This is a genomic window from Geobacter sp. (assembly GCF_030834625.1).
Classification (GTDB): domain Bacteria; phylum Desulfobacterota; class Desulfuromonadia; order Geobacterales; family Geobacteraceae; genus Geobacter.
This window is the reverse complement of record NZ_JAUQXO010000075.1, coordinates 1-16,134: the sequence shown is the minus strand read 5'-3', so window position 1 is coordinate 16,134 and position 16,134 is coordinate 1. Positions and strand designations below refer to the sequence as shown.

Genomic DNA, 16,134 nt, shown 5'->3' with positions numbered 1-16,134 from the left:
CGCTCAGCCCCGTTGCCGGTGCCAGAAGAACTGCGCCAGGTTGCTCGCCAGCAGCAACGCCAGCAGCAGGCCGAACAGACCGAGCAGGCGTCCGCGCGAGTGCTCCGCCACCTGGATCGAGAAGACACTCTCGAAGCGTGGCGCCAGCGGGACCTGGCGGACCCCGGCCGACGGCACCAGCACCACGCTGATGCGGTCGTAGCTGAGTCCTTCGATGCCGTTGTTCACCAGTTGCTTGATCTGCGGCACGTAGGCATCCAGTTGCACGTCGGCGGCGTGCTTGATGAACACCGAGGCCGATGCCGGCGAGGACTTCCTGCCCAGTCCGTCGCGCTCCTCGGGCAGCACCACATGGACCCGCGCCACCAGCACGCCATCGATCTCGGAAAGGGTATGGGAAATCTCCTGGGCCTTGGCGTAGTTGAGCCGCGCGCGCTCTTCGATGGGCGAGGAAATCAGCCCGTCCTTGGGAAACACATCCTTCAGCGTGGAGAAGTTCTCCCGCGGATAGCCCTTGCGCTTGAGCACCTCCACCGCCTCGGCGATATCCGATTCCTCCACCAGCAGGCGCACGGTGCCATCCTTGTCCGCCTGCTTGTCCGCGGAAACGCCCTCCGAACGCAACAGCGCCAGCATCTCGTTACCTTCCTTCTGGCTGATCCCGGTATAGAGTTCGACCTTGCACCCGCCCAACGCCAGGACCAGCGCCAGGAGCGCCATGCGCGACAGACCTTTCACCGTTCGCCTCATTGGGTCTTCATCAGGGTTTCGACGTTCTGGCTCATGCGCCCGACGGTCTTGGCGATCAGCTCTTCCTGCATGGTGATGCGCATCAGCGACCACTGCATCTGCATCAGGCTGTTGGGATCGTCGCCGGGCGTCGACAGCTCCACCTGCAACTCCTGCTTGGCCTGGCTGAAACGCTCCTTGATCTGCCCCAGTTCGCTGAGCAGGTCGCCGCCCAGGCTGCCGGCACCGCCCATCGCCCGTTCGAACTCGGCGACGTGGGCCGCGCCGGCCGGGCCGCCGGAGAGTTCTTCGAGACTGGTGATCTGCGCCTGGGCGCCCATCCGAGAGATATCCATCATGACTCCAGGTCGAGTTTGTGGCTGTTGCGCACGAGGTTGTCGAGCATGCCGTTGAGCGGGATCAGCACCTGCAATTCGCGACGCGCCAGTTGCGCCAGGTATTCGCCGCCCGGCGCATGCTCGACTGCACCGAGCAACTGGAGGAGAAAGGTTTGCTGCTGGCGCCCCAGCGGCAGTTCCGCACGGAGCATCGCCTTCAGCTCCAGGCGGTCCGCCTCCAACCCTTGCAGCGGCTGGGCAAAGCGCTGCAGCAGGCGCTCGCCGAGAGCGCCGTTCTCCAACCCGGCCAGGCGGCGTCCGGCCGCCGGCGGCTCGCCGCCGAGGGCCTGCTCGAAAGCCAGCACCTGATCGACAGCCGGCAGGTTCGCCGCCTTTGGACTGGCCGACGGATAGACGGCGAATCCCGGCGGCGTGTCGATGCGGCTCATGTCCGCACCTGGGCGCGCATGCCGGCGGCGAAGTCGGCCAGGGCAGGATCGCTGCTGCCGCCCAGCCCGGCCAGCCTGCGGTCCAGCGCGGCGCCCAGCCCCAGGTGCCACTCGCACAAGGCGAACCAGGGCTCCAGCGCCGGCCAGGGATTGCCATGGGCGAAGACCAGGGCCTCCTGATAGCGCCCCTGGTTGGCCAGGCTGGAAATCCGGATCAGCCGTGCCGCTTCGTCCTGTCCGAGGCGCTCCAGCCACTCGGCGATGCACAGCGCCTCTTCGTGGCAGTGCTGCCCGCTGCCGGCCAGCGCCAGTTCCGCCAATTCGCGTATCAGTGAAGTGTCCATGTTCAGATCTTCTGCAGGATGCCTTGCATCAGGTCGCGCAGCGCACGGGTCACCGTCGAGTTGATGTTGTAGATGACCGACCACTTGTTGATCTTGTGTTGCAGCTCGGCCAGCAGCGCCGGGTTGTCGGCATTGTCGGTCCCCTGCAAGGCCTTGATCGCGTCGTTGACGTCCTTGTTCGCTGCGTTGGCCTGCTCCTTCAGGGCATTGGCCACGGTATCGAGGGTATTCCCCGGGTTGGGGTTGAATATCTGCGCCATGCTTAGTCCTCTGTGAGCTGCGAAAGAATGCCGAGACCGCCTTCGAGGGCCCGGGCCTGCTGTTGCAGGAATTGAAAGCGCTCCGGGCCGGCGCCTCTGGCCAGTTCCCGGCGACACTCCGCCAGCGCCGCCTGCAGACGCTGCCGGAGCGCTGCGGCATGCGTGCCGTCAGCGACCGACAGTCGCGTTTCCAAGGCTGTCATCATGGAGCACCTCCCCTTTGAGATTGATGATGAAACGCTGCTTGCCGCGGGCCACCAGGATCGACTCCGGCTCGATGGCGAGGATTCGCACACCGCGGGATGTCGAGGCGCCCACCGGGTATTTCTGGCCGTCGCCGAGCACTACATAGGGCACCCGCCCCAGCGACACCGAGCGCACCGTGAACTCCAGTTCGTCGCCGCTGGCGCGCTTGCCGCGACTGAGCAGCTCCAGGCTCGGGCGGTTGCCGAACTCCTGCTGGAACTCGCGCTGCAGGCGGTAGAAGGCGCTGAGCTGGACCTCGTCGAGCGTACCGCTCAACTCGATGCGCTCGCCGCGCTCGCGGAAACTCAGTTGCCGGTCGAGGCCGGCGTCCGCCAGCAGGCGCTCGAGGCGGCGCAGGTGCGAGCCGGCCACCCGGACCTGGTTTTCCACCCCGAGCAGGCCCGGCACCTCGGACTCCAGCAATGCGTCGATCCGCGCCCAGCGTTCGTCCTGTTCCGCCAGTTCGCCGTTGAGCCGGACCCAGCCAGGCTTGTCCGCGTTGCTGCTGAGGATCTGCCGATAGCCGAATTTCTGCAGGATGAAATCCACGCCCTGGCGAATGTCTTCCATGCTCCGTGCTTCCAGTCGGTAGTCCACGCCGCTGCCATCGAGGTAGCGCTGCAGCGCCAGGCGCCGAGCGTTGTCCTCCAGGTAGCCGCCGAGCAGGAGACTGTCGCCCTGGCGCTGCACATCCACCTCGCTCATGCCCTGCTCGCGCAGGTAGGCGCGCACCCTCGCCAGGGGCTCCTCGCCGGCCATGCCGTGCTGGCGGGCCGACCAGGGTTCGACGAGCATGCCCAGCAGACACAGCGCCAGCGCCAGGCTGACGCCGAGCAGCCAGGCCCCGCCGGCACGGGCGGACGACTTGCGGCGCACTGGCGCGGTCTGCACCTCGGCTTCGGGGAAACGCTCGGGAAAACGCCGCTGCGGGTCGCAGAATGCCCAGCGCAGCGGGCCGCAGGTCTGCCCGGCAAGCGCCTGCAGGATCGCTCCGGCGACTTGCGCCTGGCCGTCCTGGCGAGGCTCGCAGCCCTCCGCCCACTCCAGCAGGCGCACGCCCTGGGCATCGACCTCGAGCACCAGGTGGACTGCCGCGATGCCCTCGTCGAGCAACACCAGGTCGGCCTGCAACGGATCGCTGCCAAGCGCCACCCGGCCCTCTCCGAGCGAGACTTCGGCGCCCTGGTTCAGCCCGCTGTAGAAGCGGATCTTCCAGGCCATGCTAATTCCCGCGCTCCGCGCCGACGCACCAGGCGCCGTCCTTGGGACAGGCGCCGTCGGTCACCCGCCAGCCCTCCTGCGCACCCATCCGGCAGGGCGTGAGGAACGAACCCTGCCCGGCCTGGCGCAAGCGCTCCTGTTCGGCCCTGGCCGGCGCCAGCGCCTGGCAGCGGGCGCTACCGAGCAGCTTGCGCAACGACAGGCTCTGGTTCGACAACTCGTCGATTTCAAGCAGGCCGCCGCGCAGGTCGCGACGGTTGTTCAGCGCCAGGTAATGGCCGACGCCATCGTCGATCAGCCGAGGCTCGATGAGGAACAGCCGCACCGAGCGGCGCACGGTGTCCGCGGTAGTGCGGAACAGCGCGCCGAGATAGGGAATGTCGCCGAGCCAGGGTACCTTGCGCTGGCTCTGGCTCAGTTCGTCGCGGTAGATGCCGCCGATCAGCAGGCTCTGGCCATGGCCCACGCGGGCGATGGTATCGATCACCGTGCGGTTGATCGTGGGGATCTTGTCCAGGCCGGCGCTGTTGGGTTTCTGGCTGCCGTCCTCGATGTGCAGGCTGAGGCTGATCTCCGGCGTATCGCCGAGAGTCACCACTCGCGGCGTCATTTTCAGCATGGTGCCGTAGGTGATCGCCTTCAGCTCGGCCACCCGCTCGCCCGTGACCCGCACATAGTAGGTTTCGCTCTGGTCGAGCACCGCCTGGGTATTCTCCTGGGTCAGCAGGGTCGGCCGAGATCCGATCTGCGCCTGCCCCTGGCTCTGCAACAGGGTGACCTTGGCCAGCAGGAAATCCAGCCCGCGACTGTCCACCAGGCTGCCGACCGCCCCGTTACCGGCGCCGCCGCCCTCCTCGCTATCCTGGCCGGTGGTGCGGATCTGGATCGACTTGTTGTTGCCCAGGCGAATCCCGGCGCTCCAGTCGACGCCCAGCTGGGCGAGGTTCTCGGCATTGATGTCGATGATCGACAAGCCGACCTCGATCCGCGCCGAGGGCCGGTCGAGGGCTTCGATCAGGCGGCGATACATGGGCAACCGGTCCTTGTGGTCGCGCACCACCACCGCGTTCAGCGACGGTTCCGCCTGGACCACCGCATGGCTCGATTGCGGTCCCGGGCGCAGCTTGCCCGGCTCGTCGCCCACCGCAACCACGTTGGCATCGCTGAGCACCCGCGAGAGGATGCTGGCGATGCCCGGCGCCTCGATCTCGTCGTCGCGGTACTCGATCTTGCGGTCCTCGGCGACCGCATAGCGCAGCGGGAAGATCTCCACGCTGAGGTCGCCGGTCTTTTCGCTGCGCAGGGTGTATTGCTGCTCCAGCACCTGGGCGGTCTGCTCGACCAGTTCGAGATAGCGCCCCGGACCGGACACGTGCACCAGCCGCCCGGAAGGGTCGGCACGCCAGCCGAAGCGCGGTTCCCAGATGCCGGCGGCGGTCAGCGCGCGCTTCAGCTCGGCCTCGCCGACCTGCTCCAGCCTCACCAGCCGCGACTGCATCTCGGTGGTCTTGAATACGTACAGCACGGTGCCGTCGTAGTACCAGCCGAGGTTGTAGAGGGAGGCCATCAACTGCAGGAAGGCCTGCGGGCTTTCCAGGTCGAAGCGGCCGCTGACCTGGTCGTTGACCTTGTCGCTGACGATCACCGAGGCATCGTAGTTGGCGCCGAAGTTGGCCAGCACGTCGCGCAGGCTTTCGCCCTGCGCCACATAGTCGTAAGGCAGGCTGGGCCAGTCCAGCGGCTGCGCGCGCAAGACCGCGCCAGGCAGCAGCGCCAGCAGTCCGCCGATCAGCAGGCGGCGCATCAGGGACGCCACACCGGAACCTGCGGCGGCAACCCGCGGGGCAGCGGCTCCAGCTCCGGCGCCAGCGCCTCGAGCAGCCCCACCTGGGCGGCCAGGGCCCGTTCGAGTCGCTCGGGATCGAGGCCGTCGAGGCCCAGCCGCGCCTGCAACAGCAGGCGCCCGTCCGCATCCAGGACGATGGCCTGGGGATAGCGCCGGCTCCAACTGGCGACCCGCGACAACAGCGCCCGCAGCAACCCCTGCTGGTCGCGCTGCGGGTCCAGGGGGGCGTGCTCCAGCGGGCTTTCCAGCAGCAGGTCGTCGCCCTGGCGCAGCAACAGGACGCTCTGTCCGTCGATGCGCAGGTGGTACGAACCCGTCCGATCGGCAACAAAGGGCCCTTGGCCCAGGCGAGTGGCCAATCCGCTCAACAGATGATCCATGATTCCTCGGTAGGGCCGGCTTTCGCCGGCCGCTCAGCTCTGCCAGTAGAAGTGATCCTGTGCCTGGCACAGGTTGCGTTCGTGCAGCCAGGCCTGGACGGCGTCCGCCGCGCCGACGTCGTCGTCCAGCCGGCAGAGAGGTTGCCAGAGGCATTCGAGGACCTCGGGGATCGGCTCGAAGCCGGCCAGCCCGCCGCTGGCGAGCAGCGTCGCCATGCCCCGCTGCCAGTTCGGCCAGGCGCTCTTCGCCAGTGCCGAAGCCGTCTCCAGCTTGCCGGCCAGTTCGGCCACCTGTTCCTGGGTGCGCGCCTGGCACTTGGCGACCCTGGCCAGTTCCTCGCGGGCCTGCTCCGGCTCCAGCTCGGCCACGCGGGACCAGAATTCGGACTTGATTCGCAGTTGCCGGGACTGGGTTTCCAGCTCCACCAGCGACAGGCGCCAGCCGGGGATCGCCTGGTCGAGCAGGCTTTCCCACCAGCCATAGACCGGCAGCAGGACCCAATCGATCATCGACTGCGGCACGGCGAGGTTGACCCGGTCGCCCAGTTCGGCGCACCAGCCGTCGTCGTCCTGCGCCGCGCAGAGGAGAATCTGCCGCACCTCTTCGCGCCCCAGTGCCAGGCCGCGCGCCAGGCGCTGCTGCAACCATTCGCAGCGGAACAGTTGCTCCAGCCGCAGGCGCGGCAGCATCCGCTGCAGCAACGCCAGTTGCCGCGCACTGATGATTCCGGACTCACGATACAAACTGCTCGATGCGTAACCCGGCACCCGACCCCGCGAGCGGGCGTCCGAGCCCACCACGGATACCCGCCTGCCGGCGAACACCGCTTCTCGGGAGTACTGCTTATCGTCTTCCTGCTCCATTCTCTGCCTTGGCTTCCTCACTACATTGCGCGCTCGTCAGAGCCTGCAATTTGGGCCGATTCTACTCATGCAGCCGCTACCGGGCTTTCAAAAAACGTCAGTTATTTTTAGCCCGGCATTCGTCCTTCCCCTGCCGCGAGCGGCTCGGTGTGCAGCCGAAACGGCGGCGATAGCTCTGGGTGAAATAGGACTGACTGGAAAAGCCCGCCTCCATGGCGATGTCGACGATGCTCATGTCGCTGTTGAGCAGCAACTGATGGGCATAGAGGATTCTCCGCTCGCTGATCCAGGCGCGCGGCGAAACCCCGTAGACACTGCCGAACAGCTCCTTGAAGGTGGTCAGCCCCATGCCGAACTCGCGGGAGAAGTCGGACAGCTTCCACTCGTTGAGGTAGTGCTTCTCCATGAATAGCTGCAGACGCTCGACATGCCGGTTGCTCAGTTGCCGCAGGACCGACATCAGCAGCGGCCCCTGCGGACTGAACGCGAAGAGCATCAGCAACTCCTCGATCTTCAGGCAGGCGAGCATCGGCGGATGCTCATGCACAAGCAATTCCTTCAACCCCTTGACGCAACCGGCCAGCAGAGGCGTGGCAGCGAACGCGATGATGCCCGGCACGGGCTCGTCGCAACGCTCGACTTCACTCAACAGCGCGCCGAAGCGCTGGACGAAGCCTTGTAGAAACTGGGCAGATAATGGAATCCAGAGTATTCGGCTGTCCTTTCCCTTGGTACTTACGACATAGCTTCCGCGGCGGACGAAAAGCAACTCGCCAGGCGCCAGGCAAAAAGTGGAATCGATGTCCTGGACGGTCAGTTCGCCCTCGAGCAGAACATATACGCCCTCTTCCTTGTTTACCCTGTATTCGAAAGTTGGAATGTTCCAATGACAAGACGTTATCTGCTTTCGGCCAAGAGATTTGGCTCCTTGCATATTATAAGAACCCCAACACTTCCCGTCGTACCTTGAATGCCCCGCCTAGCGGAGAGGCATGAATACGCTCCGTTTTATTGATTTTCAAAGCCATGAGCACGGAGTCGATTTTATAATAATCAGGATTATCCGACGTGCGCTGATTCGCAGAGCGAGTCGGCTTCCGCCAATTAATCCAGCCTTCTTTAGAAGCGGAACAAAAGTACCAGTTTTATTATTCGAGGCCTTCCCTGACAACGAACGAGACTTGCACTTCTTTAATCTCCATACGCACTTTCCGAAACAGCAGGCAATGTATCAATCGTTGCCAGATCTTTCTTCCGGGCGAGCGGCCGTACAATTCGGAAAACAGTCGCGCCGAACCAGCCGGACCCGCTCATCGACGCCCGCCGCCACCCGCTGCCAGGCGCTCGCCTGGACCGCCGCGACGCCCACCCAGGAAAGCTCGGTGCGTAGGTACAATGCCTCGCCCTCCAACCTGTCGACCTCCAGATCGAACGCATAGCGCAACGGCAACCCGGACACCCGGTAGCGCCGCTCGGCAATCGTTTGCATCCCTCCCTGAACGACGGCATACAGGCGCAGCCTGAGTTGCGCCTGGCGCGCCTGCAGGGAAACGCCGCCCACCGAACCGCCCACCGTCACCTTCGGCGACATCGGCGCGGGCTGGCTGACGCAACCGCCGAGCAGCAACGCCAGCGGCAACAGCATCCAGCACCTCACCTGCGCCGGACCGTGCGCGCCTCCAGCGGCGTGCCGTCGCCGTCGGCGAGGCGCTGCAAGGCCTGCTCGCTGCGCGGATCGCCAGCCACGTTGCGCGCCAGCCAGCGCGCCAGCCCGGCCACGCTGGAACGGTCGTCGCCGCGAACGGCCGCGCGGGTCACCGAACGCCCCTCGAAATGCCCCACCGTCTCGGCTCCTGCGTCTTGGGACGGCTGCACCGGCGAAATCGATTCGATTTTCATGGGGCCACTCAAACCCTCATGCCGACCGCAGCGACCGCCTCGCGATCGCTGTCGCACGGCAGCAGGCGTTGCCAGAACTCGGCGTGGTCGAGCAGGTTGGCCAGGGTCGCCTCGAAGCATTCGAGGGTCAGTTGCGCTGCGAGAATCTGCGCATACAACTGGACCTTGCCGGTCAGCTCGTCGAAGCCGAAATGCAGATCGAAACGGTGCCAATGGCGGTTGAAGCTGGCGAGCTGGCGAAAGATCCCCTCGCCCAGCACATCGATGCCCGCCACATCGGCCTCCAGCAACAGACGCTCGCGCTCGGCGAGCAGCAACAGGGTGACGCCCACCTGTTCGTCGAACAGCAGGCTCGCCATGCCCTCTTCGTCGAGGGACAGGGAAGGCAAACCGATACGGCCTGCGAACTCGGCAAGCAGTCGGTTGACCTTGCTCGTTAAATCCATGGGGGCGCCTCCTAAAGCTCAGCGCATGCTAGCACCGGGCTATGCATCGCTTTTGTCACTGAGAGACTTTTCTTTTAAGAAAAAAGCCACATCGCTGTGGCCTTTTCCTCCCGCGCGGAGACGGCTCAGACCACTCCGGCCGCCGCACGCCAGGCCTGGTTATGGCTCTGGGTGTACTGCTGGATGAGCTGCAGGACGTCCTTCATGAAGCCGGCATCGAAGCTCATCTGGTCCTCGACCTTCTGCTTCTGGCTCTGCCCGATGGTGGCGTTGACCTCCTCTTCCCGGGCGCTCGCCTGCGACTCGCCCTGGCGCACCTGGACCGAGGCGTTGGCCATCTGGACGAAGGACTGGATCACCGTGTTGGCCACCTGCAGGGCGCCGTTGCGGCTCTCGAAGGCACGGCCCGCCGCGCGCAACGCCACACTGTCCTGCGCCTGGTCCGCCGCCCAGACCTTGCCGACGATCTTGCGATCCTCATCGGAGGTCTTGCCCAGCGCCTGCATCTTCGCGTCGATCAGTTCGTTGCGCCCATCGATGTTCTTCTGCAGGGTCTTCTCCTGGCTGATGGCCTTGCCGTTCTTCAACGCGCCGAGACTGCCGACCACTGCCGAGGCCAACGCGCCGACGCCGGCGATCACCGCCATGGCGATCATCAGCGTGGCGCCGCTGCGCATCTCGTCCACCTGCGCCTTCTGCGCATGGATGATCGCCTGGTTCTCGTTGTCGCGCTGGAGCACGCCCAGCTCGCGCGCCTTCTGCGCGATGCGGAAGAGAATCAGCAGAAGCTCGACGCTGCTGTCCAACTCGCTGCCGGCCGCTTCCATGCGCACCGGGTCGAGCGCCTGGCGCGGAGCGTTCAGCTCGACCCGGTCGGCCCGCGTGGCCGGCGCCTGCGCCAGTTCCGCAGCCGCTTGCGGCGTGCCGACGGAACGCCCGGCAGCGCCGGGAGCGATCGGCTCGGAGGGGATCGCGGCCTGGGTAGCCGCCAGGGAATATTGCGTATCGATCATGTGACGCCTCCTCAGATCGCTGCCGGTCGGCTGGACAGGTTGTGCAGGGTTTCACCCTTGGCCTGGAGCATGGCGAAGATCCGCTCCATGATTTCCTGGAATGCTTCCAGCATGCGGCTCAGCTCTTCCTTCAGGCGCTCGATCACGCCCTGCAGGGTGGTCAGGTCGGCACGCGATTCCTGCACGTCGGCCTGGCGGTTCGCGGCCTTCGCCTGGAATCCCGAATGAGTGGCCTGGGCCGCGCCGTTGGCGACGTCCAGGGTCAGGTCGGAAACCTGCACGCCGAGTTTCAGCGAGTGCGACAGCGATTGGCCGGCCAAACTGCCGAACTTGCCGCCCAGGTCGGCGACCTTGCTCGCCAGGCTGGCGGTCATCTCGGCCGCCTTGCCGCCGATCTTCGCGCCCAGCTTGGCCAGCCCGCCGACCGCTGAGCCGCCGAAGCTGACCACCGCCGCCAGCAGCGCGACGGCGATCTCGATACCCATCAGTGCCGGGCCGAGCTTTTCCATCACTTCCTTGCTGATCAATCCGTCCGCGGCTGCCTGCTGTACCGACTGGGAGACCACTCCCATGACACCGCCCGCGATCATCAGTGCACCCGCGGCCGCGCCGACGCCGGTTGCCACCATGATTGCGCCGACGATGATCGAAGCTATTGCACTGATCCAACCAAAGATTTTGGCTGCCAGACCGGACTTCTGGGCTTCTTTCGCGGCTTCTTCCGATTCCCTGATCTTCTGCTGGTTGTCTTCCATCTTCTGCAGGTTCTGCTTTCGCGCCTGCTCGATTTCGGTCAGCTTGAGTTTCTTCTGCTGGTTCTCGACTTCGCCGGTGATTTTCGCCAGCTCGATCTCGAACGCCTGCGGCGACATCAGGCCGGCGGACAACAGCGTCGAAGCGCCGGCCAGCACAACCTGCCGCGCCAGTCCGGCATCCTCGCCCACTGCTTGCACCAGGCTGGCGATCTCCGCACGATTGGCGACCTCCAGGCGCTGCTGGCTGGCTGCGGACGGCGGCGTCAGCGCCACCCCCGTGCCGCTCGCGGAAGCCGCGGCCGGCGCCGCCAGGCGCTCCACCCGCAGACTCTCGACATCCCTCGCGACCGGCCTGCCGAGCGCCGGGATATCCCCGGCGTCGGCCACCCCGTAGGGCAGTCCGGCGCGTTCAAGCGTTATCGGATTCATATGTTCGATCCTTTCTCGCGGTTACGGCTTCCAACATGGCGCCGGCACGCGCGGCCAGGGCCTCGTGCGCCGGCTGTGCCGCGGCCAGGGCCCGGGCCGAGTAGAAGCCACTCTCGGCTCCGTCGAGATCACCCAGTTGCAGGTGGCACTCGGCGGCATGGAAGGGAAAGCGCGGCTCGTTGATGTCCATCAGCGCGCCGTAGCTGTAGCTCTGCAGGGCCTGTTCATAGAGACCGAGGGACTGGCGGCAGGCGCCCAGGCCGAGAAAGTAGCGGGCGTCGTAGTGGTCCAGCATGCACAGTGCCTGGAAGATCTTCTGCGCGTCGTCCCACTTGCCCGCCTGGTACTGGTTGAAGCCCAGCGCATAGAGCTGCTCCAGGGTGTCCTCGCTGAGTCCGCGAAGCATCGCCAGGGTGCCGCCGTCGCGCAGGAAGGCCTCCAGCGCCTGTTGCTGGTCGGTGTCGGAAGGGGTCGCTTGCTGGTTCATGGATACCTCTAGATCGCGCTGAGAATGTCGCGCAGGACGCTGTCGTATTTCTGGATGAAGCGGTTGAGCGCCTCGACCGCCGAGTTGTAGCGGGAGCTGGTGTCGTTGAGCAGGGTGGTCTTCTCGTTGACCTTGTCGTTCAGCGGACGCGAGCGGTCGCTCACCGTGGTGGCGAAATTGCCGACCGGGTTGTTGTCCTTCTCGAAGGGGTACTCATCCTTGAGGCCCTTGAGTTCCCCGCTCTGCTTCGGCGAGCCGCTGAGAAAATCCTTGATCGACAGCTTGCCGCTGAAGGTATCCAGATTGCTCAGCAACGCATACTCGGGGCTGTCCTTCCACCTGGGATCGCCGACGGCATAGCCATAGAGCGTGGGGTCGACCAGATCGATACCGCCAGCGTCGATCCTGATGCCCTGCTTGGCCGACAGCGCGGCGTTGATCTGCGACTGGATCACGCTGTAGACCTTCAACTCCGCGGTCAGCGCCTTGAGCTCGTCGAGCAGCGCCTTGCGCTTGCCGTCCTGGGTCTGCAGGACATCCTTGTAGACACCGATGACATCCTCGTCGAGACGGCCGTGCAGGCTGAAATAGGCCGACACCAGGAACTCGCGCAAATCCCACTGCGCACCGGGCTGCCGACGTGCCTGCAGGACTTCGCGGAGTACCTCGAGGCCCTGCCCCGGAGGCGCGGACGGATTGGCCGCGAGCAACCAGGCGAGCGCCTTGAGCACTTGCGCCTCGCTCAGCGGCTGGCCGGCGTGGGCCAGCACGATCCGCTCGCTGCGCAACAAGGCCAGCAGTTCCTCCTGCTCGGCACTGGCAGGCGCCGCCGGCGCGGCCAGGAGTTCGTCCAGGAACAGCTCGCGACCGGCATTAAAGTTTCTGACTTCCATCGTGATTCCTCAGATCAACAAGCCACGCATCGGCGTCGGACGCCGCGGCCGGGTACCCTGCTCGCCCTGCGTCGGCTGGGAACTGCGCATGCGCCGCAGTTCGGCCAGCAGCTCCTCTTCGGCGGCTCGCGCCAGCTCTCGCTCCGGCGCCAGGAACAGCAGCTCGCCGGCGTCCGCGGCAAGCCCCAGGCCTTGCCACATTTCCGCCAGCAGGCGGCCGCGTTCCTCGCTGTCGCGAATCGCCAGTTCGGCGGCCTGGACGGTCGCCCGCAGGGTGTCTTCGGTGTATTCGTTCATGTCGCCCATGGTAGGGATCGACGTCGCCGGAGCCTGTCAGGCACGGTCGGGTTTTTGTCGTTTTCGCAGGCTTCGCTGCGTCACCACCCGCCCGGCCTCCAGCTCGAACCAGCCGTCGGCGGGCTCGGCGGCGCCGGTCCAGCGGCGATAGAAGCGCGCCATGCGCTCGCCAGGCAGCGGGCTGCCGGCCAGCGCCAGGACCTTGCCGTAGAGACGCTGGCGCGGCCCCAGCGTATCGAGCGTGGCCTCCGCCAGCAGGTACAGCGCGGCGAATGGATTGGCCAATCCGCTGCGCGCCTGCCGCCGACGCAACATCACGATCCAGACCCGCTCGCCGTCGCAGCGCCAGGCCAGTTCGCAGCCATGGGCCAGGACCTGCCAACCGAGCGCGATCGAGGTGTCGCGCAGGCAATGCGGACGCACCGCCAGGCCGCGGGCGAGAAACCAGGGAATCAGCGGATCGGCGCTCACAACACGATCCTGCCAAGCGGCTGGATGTTGATCTGCTGGGTCAGCTCCTGGTAGGACAGCACCGGCAGCCCGGCATAGTCGCTCTCCACCAGCTTGCGCACGTAGCGGCGGATATCCATGGAAACGATCAGCACCGGCCGGTTCTGCATCTGCGCGAGATCGCCGACGGTCTGCCGCACGCGCTCGAGGAAGGCCTGGGTTATCGCCGGGTCGAGGGCCAGGTAGCTGCCGGCGCTGGTCTGGCGGATGCCACCGCGGATCTGCTCCTCCACCGCCTGGTCCAGCAGATAGGCGGGAAGGATGTTGTTGCCGCTGGAGTACTTGTAGCAGATGTAGCGCTTGAGGCTGCTGCGGATGTACTCGGTGAGCTGCACCACGTCCTTCTCCTTCTGCCCCCACTCCACCATCGCCTCGAGGATCGCCCGCATGTTGCGGATCGAGATGTCCTCGCCGACCAGGCGCTGGAGAATCTCGGTCATCCGCTGCAGGGGAACGATCCGCTGCGCCTCCTTCACCAGCTCGCCGTAACCCTGCTCCATCTGCTCCAGCAGGTAGCGCGTCTCCTGGATGCCGATGAAATCCTCGGCGTACTCCCGCAGCACATGGGACAGGTGCCAGGTGAGCACCTGCTCCAGGCCCAGGCAGGCACAGCCGGAACGCTCCAGGCGATCCTGATGCGCCTGCTCCACCCAGCTCGCTTCCTCTCCCGGCACCTGCAGCTCCGCCGGCTCGTGGGGGACCGCGAGCAGTTCCAGCTGCGCGGCGCGTTCGCGCACCAGCAACCAGCCCGGCCGCAGGCATCCGCGCGCGACCGGGACCTCCTGTAGCTGCACCAGGTATTCGCCATCGCCCATCGCTTCGTTGAAGCGCAAGTGGATACCCGGGAACGGCACGCCGAAATCCAGGTACAGCGCGCGTCGTACCCGCACCAGTTCCTCGTTCAGCGACATCGCCTCCAGACGTTCCTGGAGGCTGGCATCGACGTCGATCAGCAACGGCACGGTGAGGGCGAATTCTTCCTGCTCGGCGAGACGCCCGGCCTTCGGCTTGCCGCCGCCAGCCTTGCCACGCGCCTTGGCCGATGGCGCTCCGGCGCCCTGCGCGAGCAACGCCGGCAGGTCGCGGGAACCGGCGCTGGCCTGGAGCCGCTGGCGCCAGAGCATGAAGTAGCCGCCGCCGCCGACCAGCAGCGCGAGAGCCAGGAAGGTCAGGGTCGGGAAACCGGGAATCAGGCCGAACAGTACCAGCAACAGGCCGCCGATCAGCAGCGCCTTGGGCTGCGCCACCACCTGTTCGCCGATGTCGCTGCCGAGGTCCGCCGATTCGTCGGAAGACACCCGGGTGACGATGATCCCGGCGGTGATGGCGATCAGCAACGCCGGCACCTGCGAGACCATGCCATCGCCGACGGTCAGCACCGCGTACAGTTGCAGCGCGTCGGCGGTGCTCAGGCCCTTCTGCGTGACGCCGATGGCGATGCCGCCGAGGATGTTGACGACGATGATGATCAGCCCGGCGATGGCGTCGCCCTTGACGAATTTCATCGCGCCGTCCATGGAGCCGAACATCTGGCTTTCCTTTTCGATCACCGCGCGCCGCGCCCGCGCCTCGTTGACATCGATCACGCCGGCACGCATGTCGCCGTCGATGCTCATCTGCTGGCCCGGCATGGCATCCAGGGAAAAGCGCGCGCTGACCTCGGCGACCCGCTCGGCACCCTTGGTGATCACCAGGAACTGCACGATGGTGATGATCAGGAAGATGATGATGCCCACCACCAGGTTGCCGCCGACCACAAAGCTGCCGAAGGTGTTGACGATCTGCCCCGCGTCGGCCTGCAGCAGGATCATCCGCGTGGTGCTCACCGACAGCGCCAGGCGGAACAGCGTGGTGATCAGCAGCACCGCCGGGAACACCGAGAACTGCAACGGCGAGCCGATGTACACCGACATCATCAGCAGGACCACGGAGATGGTGATGTTGACGGCGATGAGGATGTCCAGCAGCAGCGGTGGCAACGGCAGCACCATCATGAACACCACCGCCAGCAGCAACACCACCAGCAGGATGTCCTTGCGCTCGCCGACCCGGCCGAGAAGCCCGCTCAGGTCGTTCATTCCCGCGCCTCCAGCTCCAGCGCCCGGGCGTGCGCGGCACGCGCCGCGTCGAGACGTCCGGCGAGCTGTTCGGCACGGCTCAGGCAACGCCACAGACCGGGCTCCTCCTCGCCATCCTCCTGCAACTGCCGGCACAGGCGCACGGCGGGCTCGCCGAGGCCTTGCTGGAGCAACGCCAGGAGCAAGGCGCGGCGCCCGTCGCGGCGCTCCGGCGCAACGCTCAGCAAGGCCTCCAGCAACACCTGGGCGCGTCGCGGCTGGCCGCATTGCAGGTGCAGCCAGCCCAGCATCAGCAACAGGCGCTGTTGCGTCGGTTTCAACGTCATCGATTCATACCTTGTGCAACAGGTTCAGGGCCATTTGCAGCAGTCGCTCGTCTTCGTCGCGCTCGCCGAGCAGGCAGGCCGCAGCCTGCAGGGCTGGCTGGCGGGGCAGCGTGAGGGCCAGGCGGAGATCGCGCAGCGCCTGGCGGAAGTCGCCGGGGCGCAGCAGGCCGTGGAACTCCAGCTGGGGCCGGGCGTAGTCGAACAGGCGCTGTTGCGCCTGCTGCGCGGGATACAGGCTGGCGACGTGGGTCTCCACCGGCCGGCCGTCGGGCGCCAGCAGATGGCGCTCCGGCAGGGGCGGCGCGAACGGCTCGGCATGCGCCA

23 protein-coding genes are annotated in these 16,134 nt (G+C 66.2%); all 23 read right to left on the bottom strand.

What is annotated here, in order from left to right; translation table 11 throughout:
* Nucleotides 1-3: 3 nt before the first annotated feature.
* A complete protein-coding gene (gene pscJ / locus RCH91_RS17780; RefSeq protein ID WP_003120329.1) occupies nt 4-750 on the bottom strand; it encodes a SctJ family type III secretion inner membrane ring lipoprotein Psc in 747 nt (248 codons plus the stop codon).
* Nucleotides 747-1,085 (bottom strand): SctI family type III secretion system inner rod subunit PscI, encoded by a 339-nt coding sequence (gene pscI / locus RCH91_RS17775; protein ID WP_003132858.1) that lies wholly within the window; start codon nt 1,083-1,085, stop codon nt 747-749. The genes pscJ and pscI overlap by 4 nt, the downstream gene beginning before the upstream one ends.
* Nucleotides 1,085-1,516 carry a YopR family T3SS polymerization control protein PscH gene (gene pscH / locus RCH91_RS17770; RefSeq protein WP_003100725.1) on the bottom strand — a complete coding sequence of 144 codons (432 nt, stop codon included), beginning with the start codon at nt 1,514-1,516 and terminating at the stop codon, nt 1,085-1,087. The genes pscI and pscH overlap by 1 nt, the downstream gene beginning before the upstream one ends.
* Nucleotides 1,513-1,860, bottom strand: coding sequence for a YscG family type III secretion system chaperone PscG (pscG, locus tag RCH91_RS17765; RefSeq protein ID WP_003109513.1), 348 nt, complete (start codon nt 1,858-1,860; stop codon nt 1,513-1,515). Before pscG ends, pscH begins: the two co-directional genes overlap by 4 nt.
* 2 nt (nt 1,861-1,862) lie before the next feature.
* Nucleotides 1,863-2,120, bottom strand: coding sequence for a type III secretion system needle filament protein PscF (gene pscF / locus RCH91_RS17760; RefSeq protein WP_003087729.1), 258 nt, complete (start codon nt 2,118-2,120; stop codon nt 1,863-1,865).
* A gap of 2 nt (nt 2,121-2,122) precedes the next feature.
* Nucleotides 2,123-2,326: a YscE family type III secretion system co-chaperone PscE gene (pscE, locus tag RCH91_RS17755; protein ID WP_003100751.1), complete on the bottom strand. Its 204-nt coding sequence runs from the start codon at nt 2,324-2,326 to the stop codon at nt 2,123-2,125.
* Nucleotides 2,289-3,587 carry a SctD family type III secretion system inner membrane ring subunit PscD gene (gene pscD, locus RCH91_RS17750; RefSeq protein ID WP_073657172.1) on the bottom strand — a complete coding sequence of 433 codons (1,299 nt, stop codon included), beginning with the start codon at nt 3,585-3,587 and terminating at the stop codon, nt 2,289-2,291. Before pscD ends, pscE begins: the two co-directional genes overlap by 38 nt.
* 1 nt (nt 3,588) lies before the next feature.
* The gene (gene pscC, locus RCH91_RS17745) at nt 3,589-5,391 is read right to left on the bottom strand and encodes a SctC family type III secretion system outer membrane ring subunit PscC (RefSeq protein ID WP_003109511.1); all 1,803 of its coding nucleotides are present in this window, start codon (nt 5,389-5,391) and stop codon (nt 3,589-3,591) included.
* Nucleotides 5,391-5,813 (bottom strand): YscB family type III secretion system chaperone PscB, encoded by a 423-nt coding sequence (pscB, locus tag RCH91_RS17740; protein WP_003109510.1) that lies wholly within the window; start codon nt 5,811-5,813, stop codon nt 5,391-5,393. Before pscB ends, pscC begins: the two co-directional genes overlap by 1 nt.
* Before the next feature lie 33 nt (nt 5,814-5,846).
* Nucleotides 5,847-6,677: a T3SS regulon anti-activator ExsD gene (gene exsD / locus RCH91_RS17735; RefSeq protein WP_003109509.1), complete on the bottom strand. Its 831-nt coding sequence runs from the start codon at nt 6,675-6,677 to the stop codon at nt 5,847-5,849.
* 97 nt (nt 6,678-6,774) lie between these two features.
* Nucleotides 6,775-7,611 carry a T3SS regulon transcriptional activator ExsA gene (gene exsA, locus RCH91_RS17730; RefSeq protein ID WP_003120334.1) on the bottom strand — a complete coding sequence of 279 codons (837 nt, stop codon included), beginning with the start codon at nt 7,609-7,611 and terminating at the stop codon, nt 6,775-6,777.
* Nucleotides 7,612-7,908: 297 nt separating this feature from the next.
* Nucleotides 7,909-8,322, bottom strand: coding sequence for a YscW family type III secretion system pilotin ExsB (gene exsB / locus RCH91_RS17725; protein ID WP_003109507.1), 414 nt, complete (start codon nt 8,320-8,322; stop codon nt 7,909-7,911).
* Between the two features lie 8 nt (nt 8,323-8,330).
* A complete protein-coding gene (gene exsE, locus RCH91_RS17720) occupies nt 8,331-8,576 on the bottom strand; it encodes a T3SS regulon translocated regulator ExsE (protein ID WP_003117722.1) in 246 nt (81 codons plus the stop codon).
* An 8-nt stretch (nt 8,577-8,584) separates the two neighbouring features.
* Nucleotides 8,585-9,022, bottom strand: coding sequence for a type III secretion system regulatory chaperone ExsC (exsC, locus tag RCH91_RS17715; RefSeq protein WP_003100769.1), 438 nt, complete (start codon nt 9,020-9,022; stop codon nt 8,585-8,587).
* A 125-nt stretch (nt 9,023-9,147) separates the two neighbouring features.
* Nucleotides 9,148-10,035, bottom strand: a complete 888-nt coding sequence (popD, locus tag RCH91_RS17710; protein ID WP_023095814.1) for a type III secretion system translocon subunit PopD — start codon at nt 10,033-10,035, stop codon at nt 9,148-9,150.
* Between the two features lie 11 nt (nt 10,036-10,046).
* Entirely contained in the window at nt 10,047-11,219 is a 1,173-nt protein-coding gene (gene popB, locus RCH91_RS17705) for a type III secretion system translocon subunit PopB (RefSeq protein ID WP_003087710.1), read from the bottom strand.
* Nucleotides 11,200-11,706, bottom strand: a complete 507-nt coding sequence (pcrH, locus tag RCH91_RS17700) for a SycD/LcrH family type III secretion system chaperone PcrH (protein WP_003087708.1) — start codon at nt 11,704-11,706, stop codon at nt 11,200-11,202. Before pcrH ends, popB begins: the two co-directional genes overlap by 20 nt.
* Before the next feature lie 8 nt (nt 11,707-11,714).
* Nucleotides 11,715-12,599 carry a type III secretion system needle tip protein PcrV gene (gene pcrV, locus RCH91_RS17695; RefSeq protein WP_003132869.1) on the bottom strand — a complete coding sequence of 295 codons (885 nt, stop codon included), beginning with the start codon at nt 12,597-12,599 and terminating at the stop codon, nt 11,715-11,717.
* Nucleotides 12,600-12,608: 9 nt separating this feature from the next.
* Nucleotides 12,609-12,905 (bottom strand): LcrG family type III secretion system chaperone PcrG, encoded by a 297-nt coding sequence (gene pcrG / locus RCH91_RS17690; protein WP_003109501.1) that lies wholly within the window; start codon nt 12,903-12,905, stop codon nt 12,609-12,611.
* Nucleotides 12,906-12,932: 27 nt separating this feature from the next.
* Nucleotides 12,933-13,367 carry an LcrR family type III secretion system chaperone PcrR gene (pcrR, locus tag RCH91_RS17685; protein ID WP_003100791.1) on the bottom strand — a complete coding sequence of 145 codons (435 nt, stop codon included), beginning with the start codon at nt 13,365-13,367 and terminating at the stop codon, nt 12,933-12,935.
* Nucleotides 13,364-15,484 (bottom strand): SctV family type III secretion system export apparatus subunit PcrD, encoded by a 2,121-nt coding sequence (gene pcrD, locus RCH91_RS17680; RefSeq protein ID WP_306536330.1) that lies wholly within the window; start codon nt 15,482-15,484, stop codon nt 13,364-13,366. Before pcrD ends, pcrR begins: the two co-directional genes overlap by 4 nt.
* Entirely contained in the window at nt 15,481-15,810 is a 330-nt protein-coding gene (pscY, locus tag RCH91_RS17675; RefSeq protein ID WP_003113547.1) for a type III secretion system chaperone PscY, read from the bottom strand. Before pscY ends, pcrD begins: the two co-directional genes overlap by 4 nt.
* Nucleotides 15,811-15,814: 4 nt before the next feature.
* Nucleotides 15,815-16,134, bottom strand: a 320-nt coding sequence (gene pscX / locus RCH91_RS17670) for a type III secretion system protein PscX (protein WP_306536329.1), incomplete at its 5' end; no start/stop codon positions are given.

What these genes read in the sequence shown, in the direction of transcription:
- pscJ (WP_003120329.1), bottom strand. Translation starts at nt 750, where the DNA reads ATGAGGCGAACGGTGAAAGGTCTGTCGCGCATGGCGCTCCTGGCGCTG.
- pscI (WP_003132858.1), bottom strand. Translation starts at nt 1,085, where the DNA reads ATGGATATCTCTCGGATGGGCGCCCAGGCGCAGATCACCAGTCTCGAA.
- exsC (WP_003100769.1), bottom strand. Translation starts at nt 9,022, where the DNA reads ATGGATTTAACGAGCAAGGTCAACCGACTGCTTGCCGAGTTCGCAGGC.
- pscB (WP_003109510.1), bottom strand. Translation starts at nt 5,813, where the DNA reads ATGGATCATCTGTTGAGCGGATTGGCCACTCGCCTGGGCCAAGGGCCC.
- pscH (WP_003100725.1), bottom strand. Translation starts at nt 1,516, where the DNA reads ATGAGCCGCATCGACACGCCGCCGGGATTCGCCGTCTATCCGTCGGCC.
- pscE (WP_003100751.1), bottom strand. Translation starts at nt 2,326, where the DNA reads ATGATGACAGCCTTGGAAACGCGACTGTCGGTCGCTGACGGCACGCAT.
- pcrV (WP_003132869.1), bottom strand. Translation starts at nt 12,599, where the DNA reads ATGGAAGTCAGAAACTTTAATGCCGGTCGCGAGCTGTTCCTGGACGAA.
- pcrD (WP_306536330.1), bottom strand. Translation starts at nt 15,484, where the DNA reads ATGAACGACCTGAGCGGGCTTCTCGGCCGGGTCGGCGAGCGCAAGGAC.
- popD (WP_023095814.1), bottom strand. Translation starts at nt 10,035, where the DNA reads ATGATCGATACGCAATATTCCCTGGCGGCTACCCAGGCCGCGATCCCC.
- pscG (WP_003109513.1), bottom strand. Translation starts at nt 1,860, where the DNA reads ATGGACACTTCACTGATACGCGAATTGGCGGAACTGGCGCTGGCCGGC.
- exsE (WP_003117722.1), bottom strand. Translation starts at nt 8,576, where the DNA reads ATGAAAATCGAATCGATTTCGCCGGTGCAGCCGTCCCAAGACGCAGGA.
- pscY (WP_003113547.1), bottom strand. Translation starts at nt 15,810, where the DNA reads ATGACGTTGAAACCGACGCAACAGCGCCTGTTGCTGATGCTGGGCTGG.
- pscC (WP_003109511.1), bottom strand. Translation starts at nt 5,391, where the DNA reads ATGCGCCGCCTGCTGATCGGCGGACTGCTGGCGCTGCTGCCTGGCGCG.
- pcrH (WP_003087708.1), bottom strand. Translation starts at nt 11,706, where the DNA reads ATGAACCAGCAAGCGACCCCTTCCGACACCGACCAGCAACAGGCGCTG.
- pcrG (WP_003109501.1), bottom strand. Translation starts at nt 12,905, where the DNA reads ATGGGCGACATGAACGAATACACCGAAGACACCCTGCGGGCGACCGTC.
- pscD (WP_073657172.1), bottom strand. Translation starts at nt 3,587, where the DNA reads ATGGCCTGGAAGATCCGCTTCTACAGCGGGCTGAACCAGGGCGCCGAA.
- pscF (WP_003087729.1), bottom strand. Translation starts at nt 2,120, where the DNA reads ATGGCGCAGATATTCAACCCCAACCCGGGGAATACCCTCGATACCGTG.
- popB (WP_003087710.1), bottom strand. Translation starts at nt 11,219, where the DNA reads ATGAATCCGATAACGCTTGAACGCGCCGGACTGCCCTACGGGGTGGCC.
- exsD (WP_003109509.1), bottom strand. Translation starts at nt 6,677, where the DNA reads ATGGAGCAGGAAGACGATAAGCAGTACTCCCGAGAAGCGGTGTTCGCC.
- exsA (WP_003120334.1), bottom strand. Translation starts at nt 7,611, where the DNA reads ATGCAAGGAGCCAAATCTCTTGGCCGAAAGCAGATAACGTCTTGTCAT.
- exsB (WP_003109507.1), bottom strand. Translation starts at nt 8,322, where the DNA reads ATGCTGTTGCCGCTGGCGTTGCTGCTCGGCGGTTGCGTCAGCCAGCCC.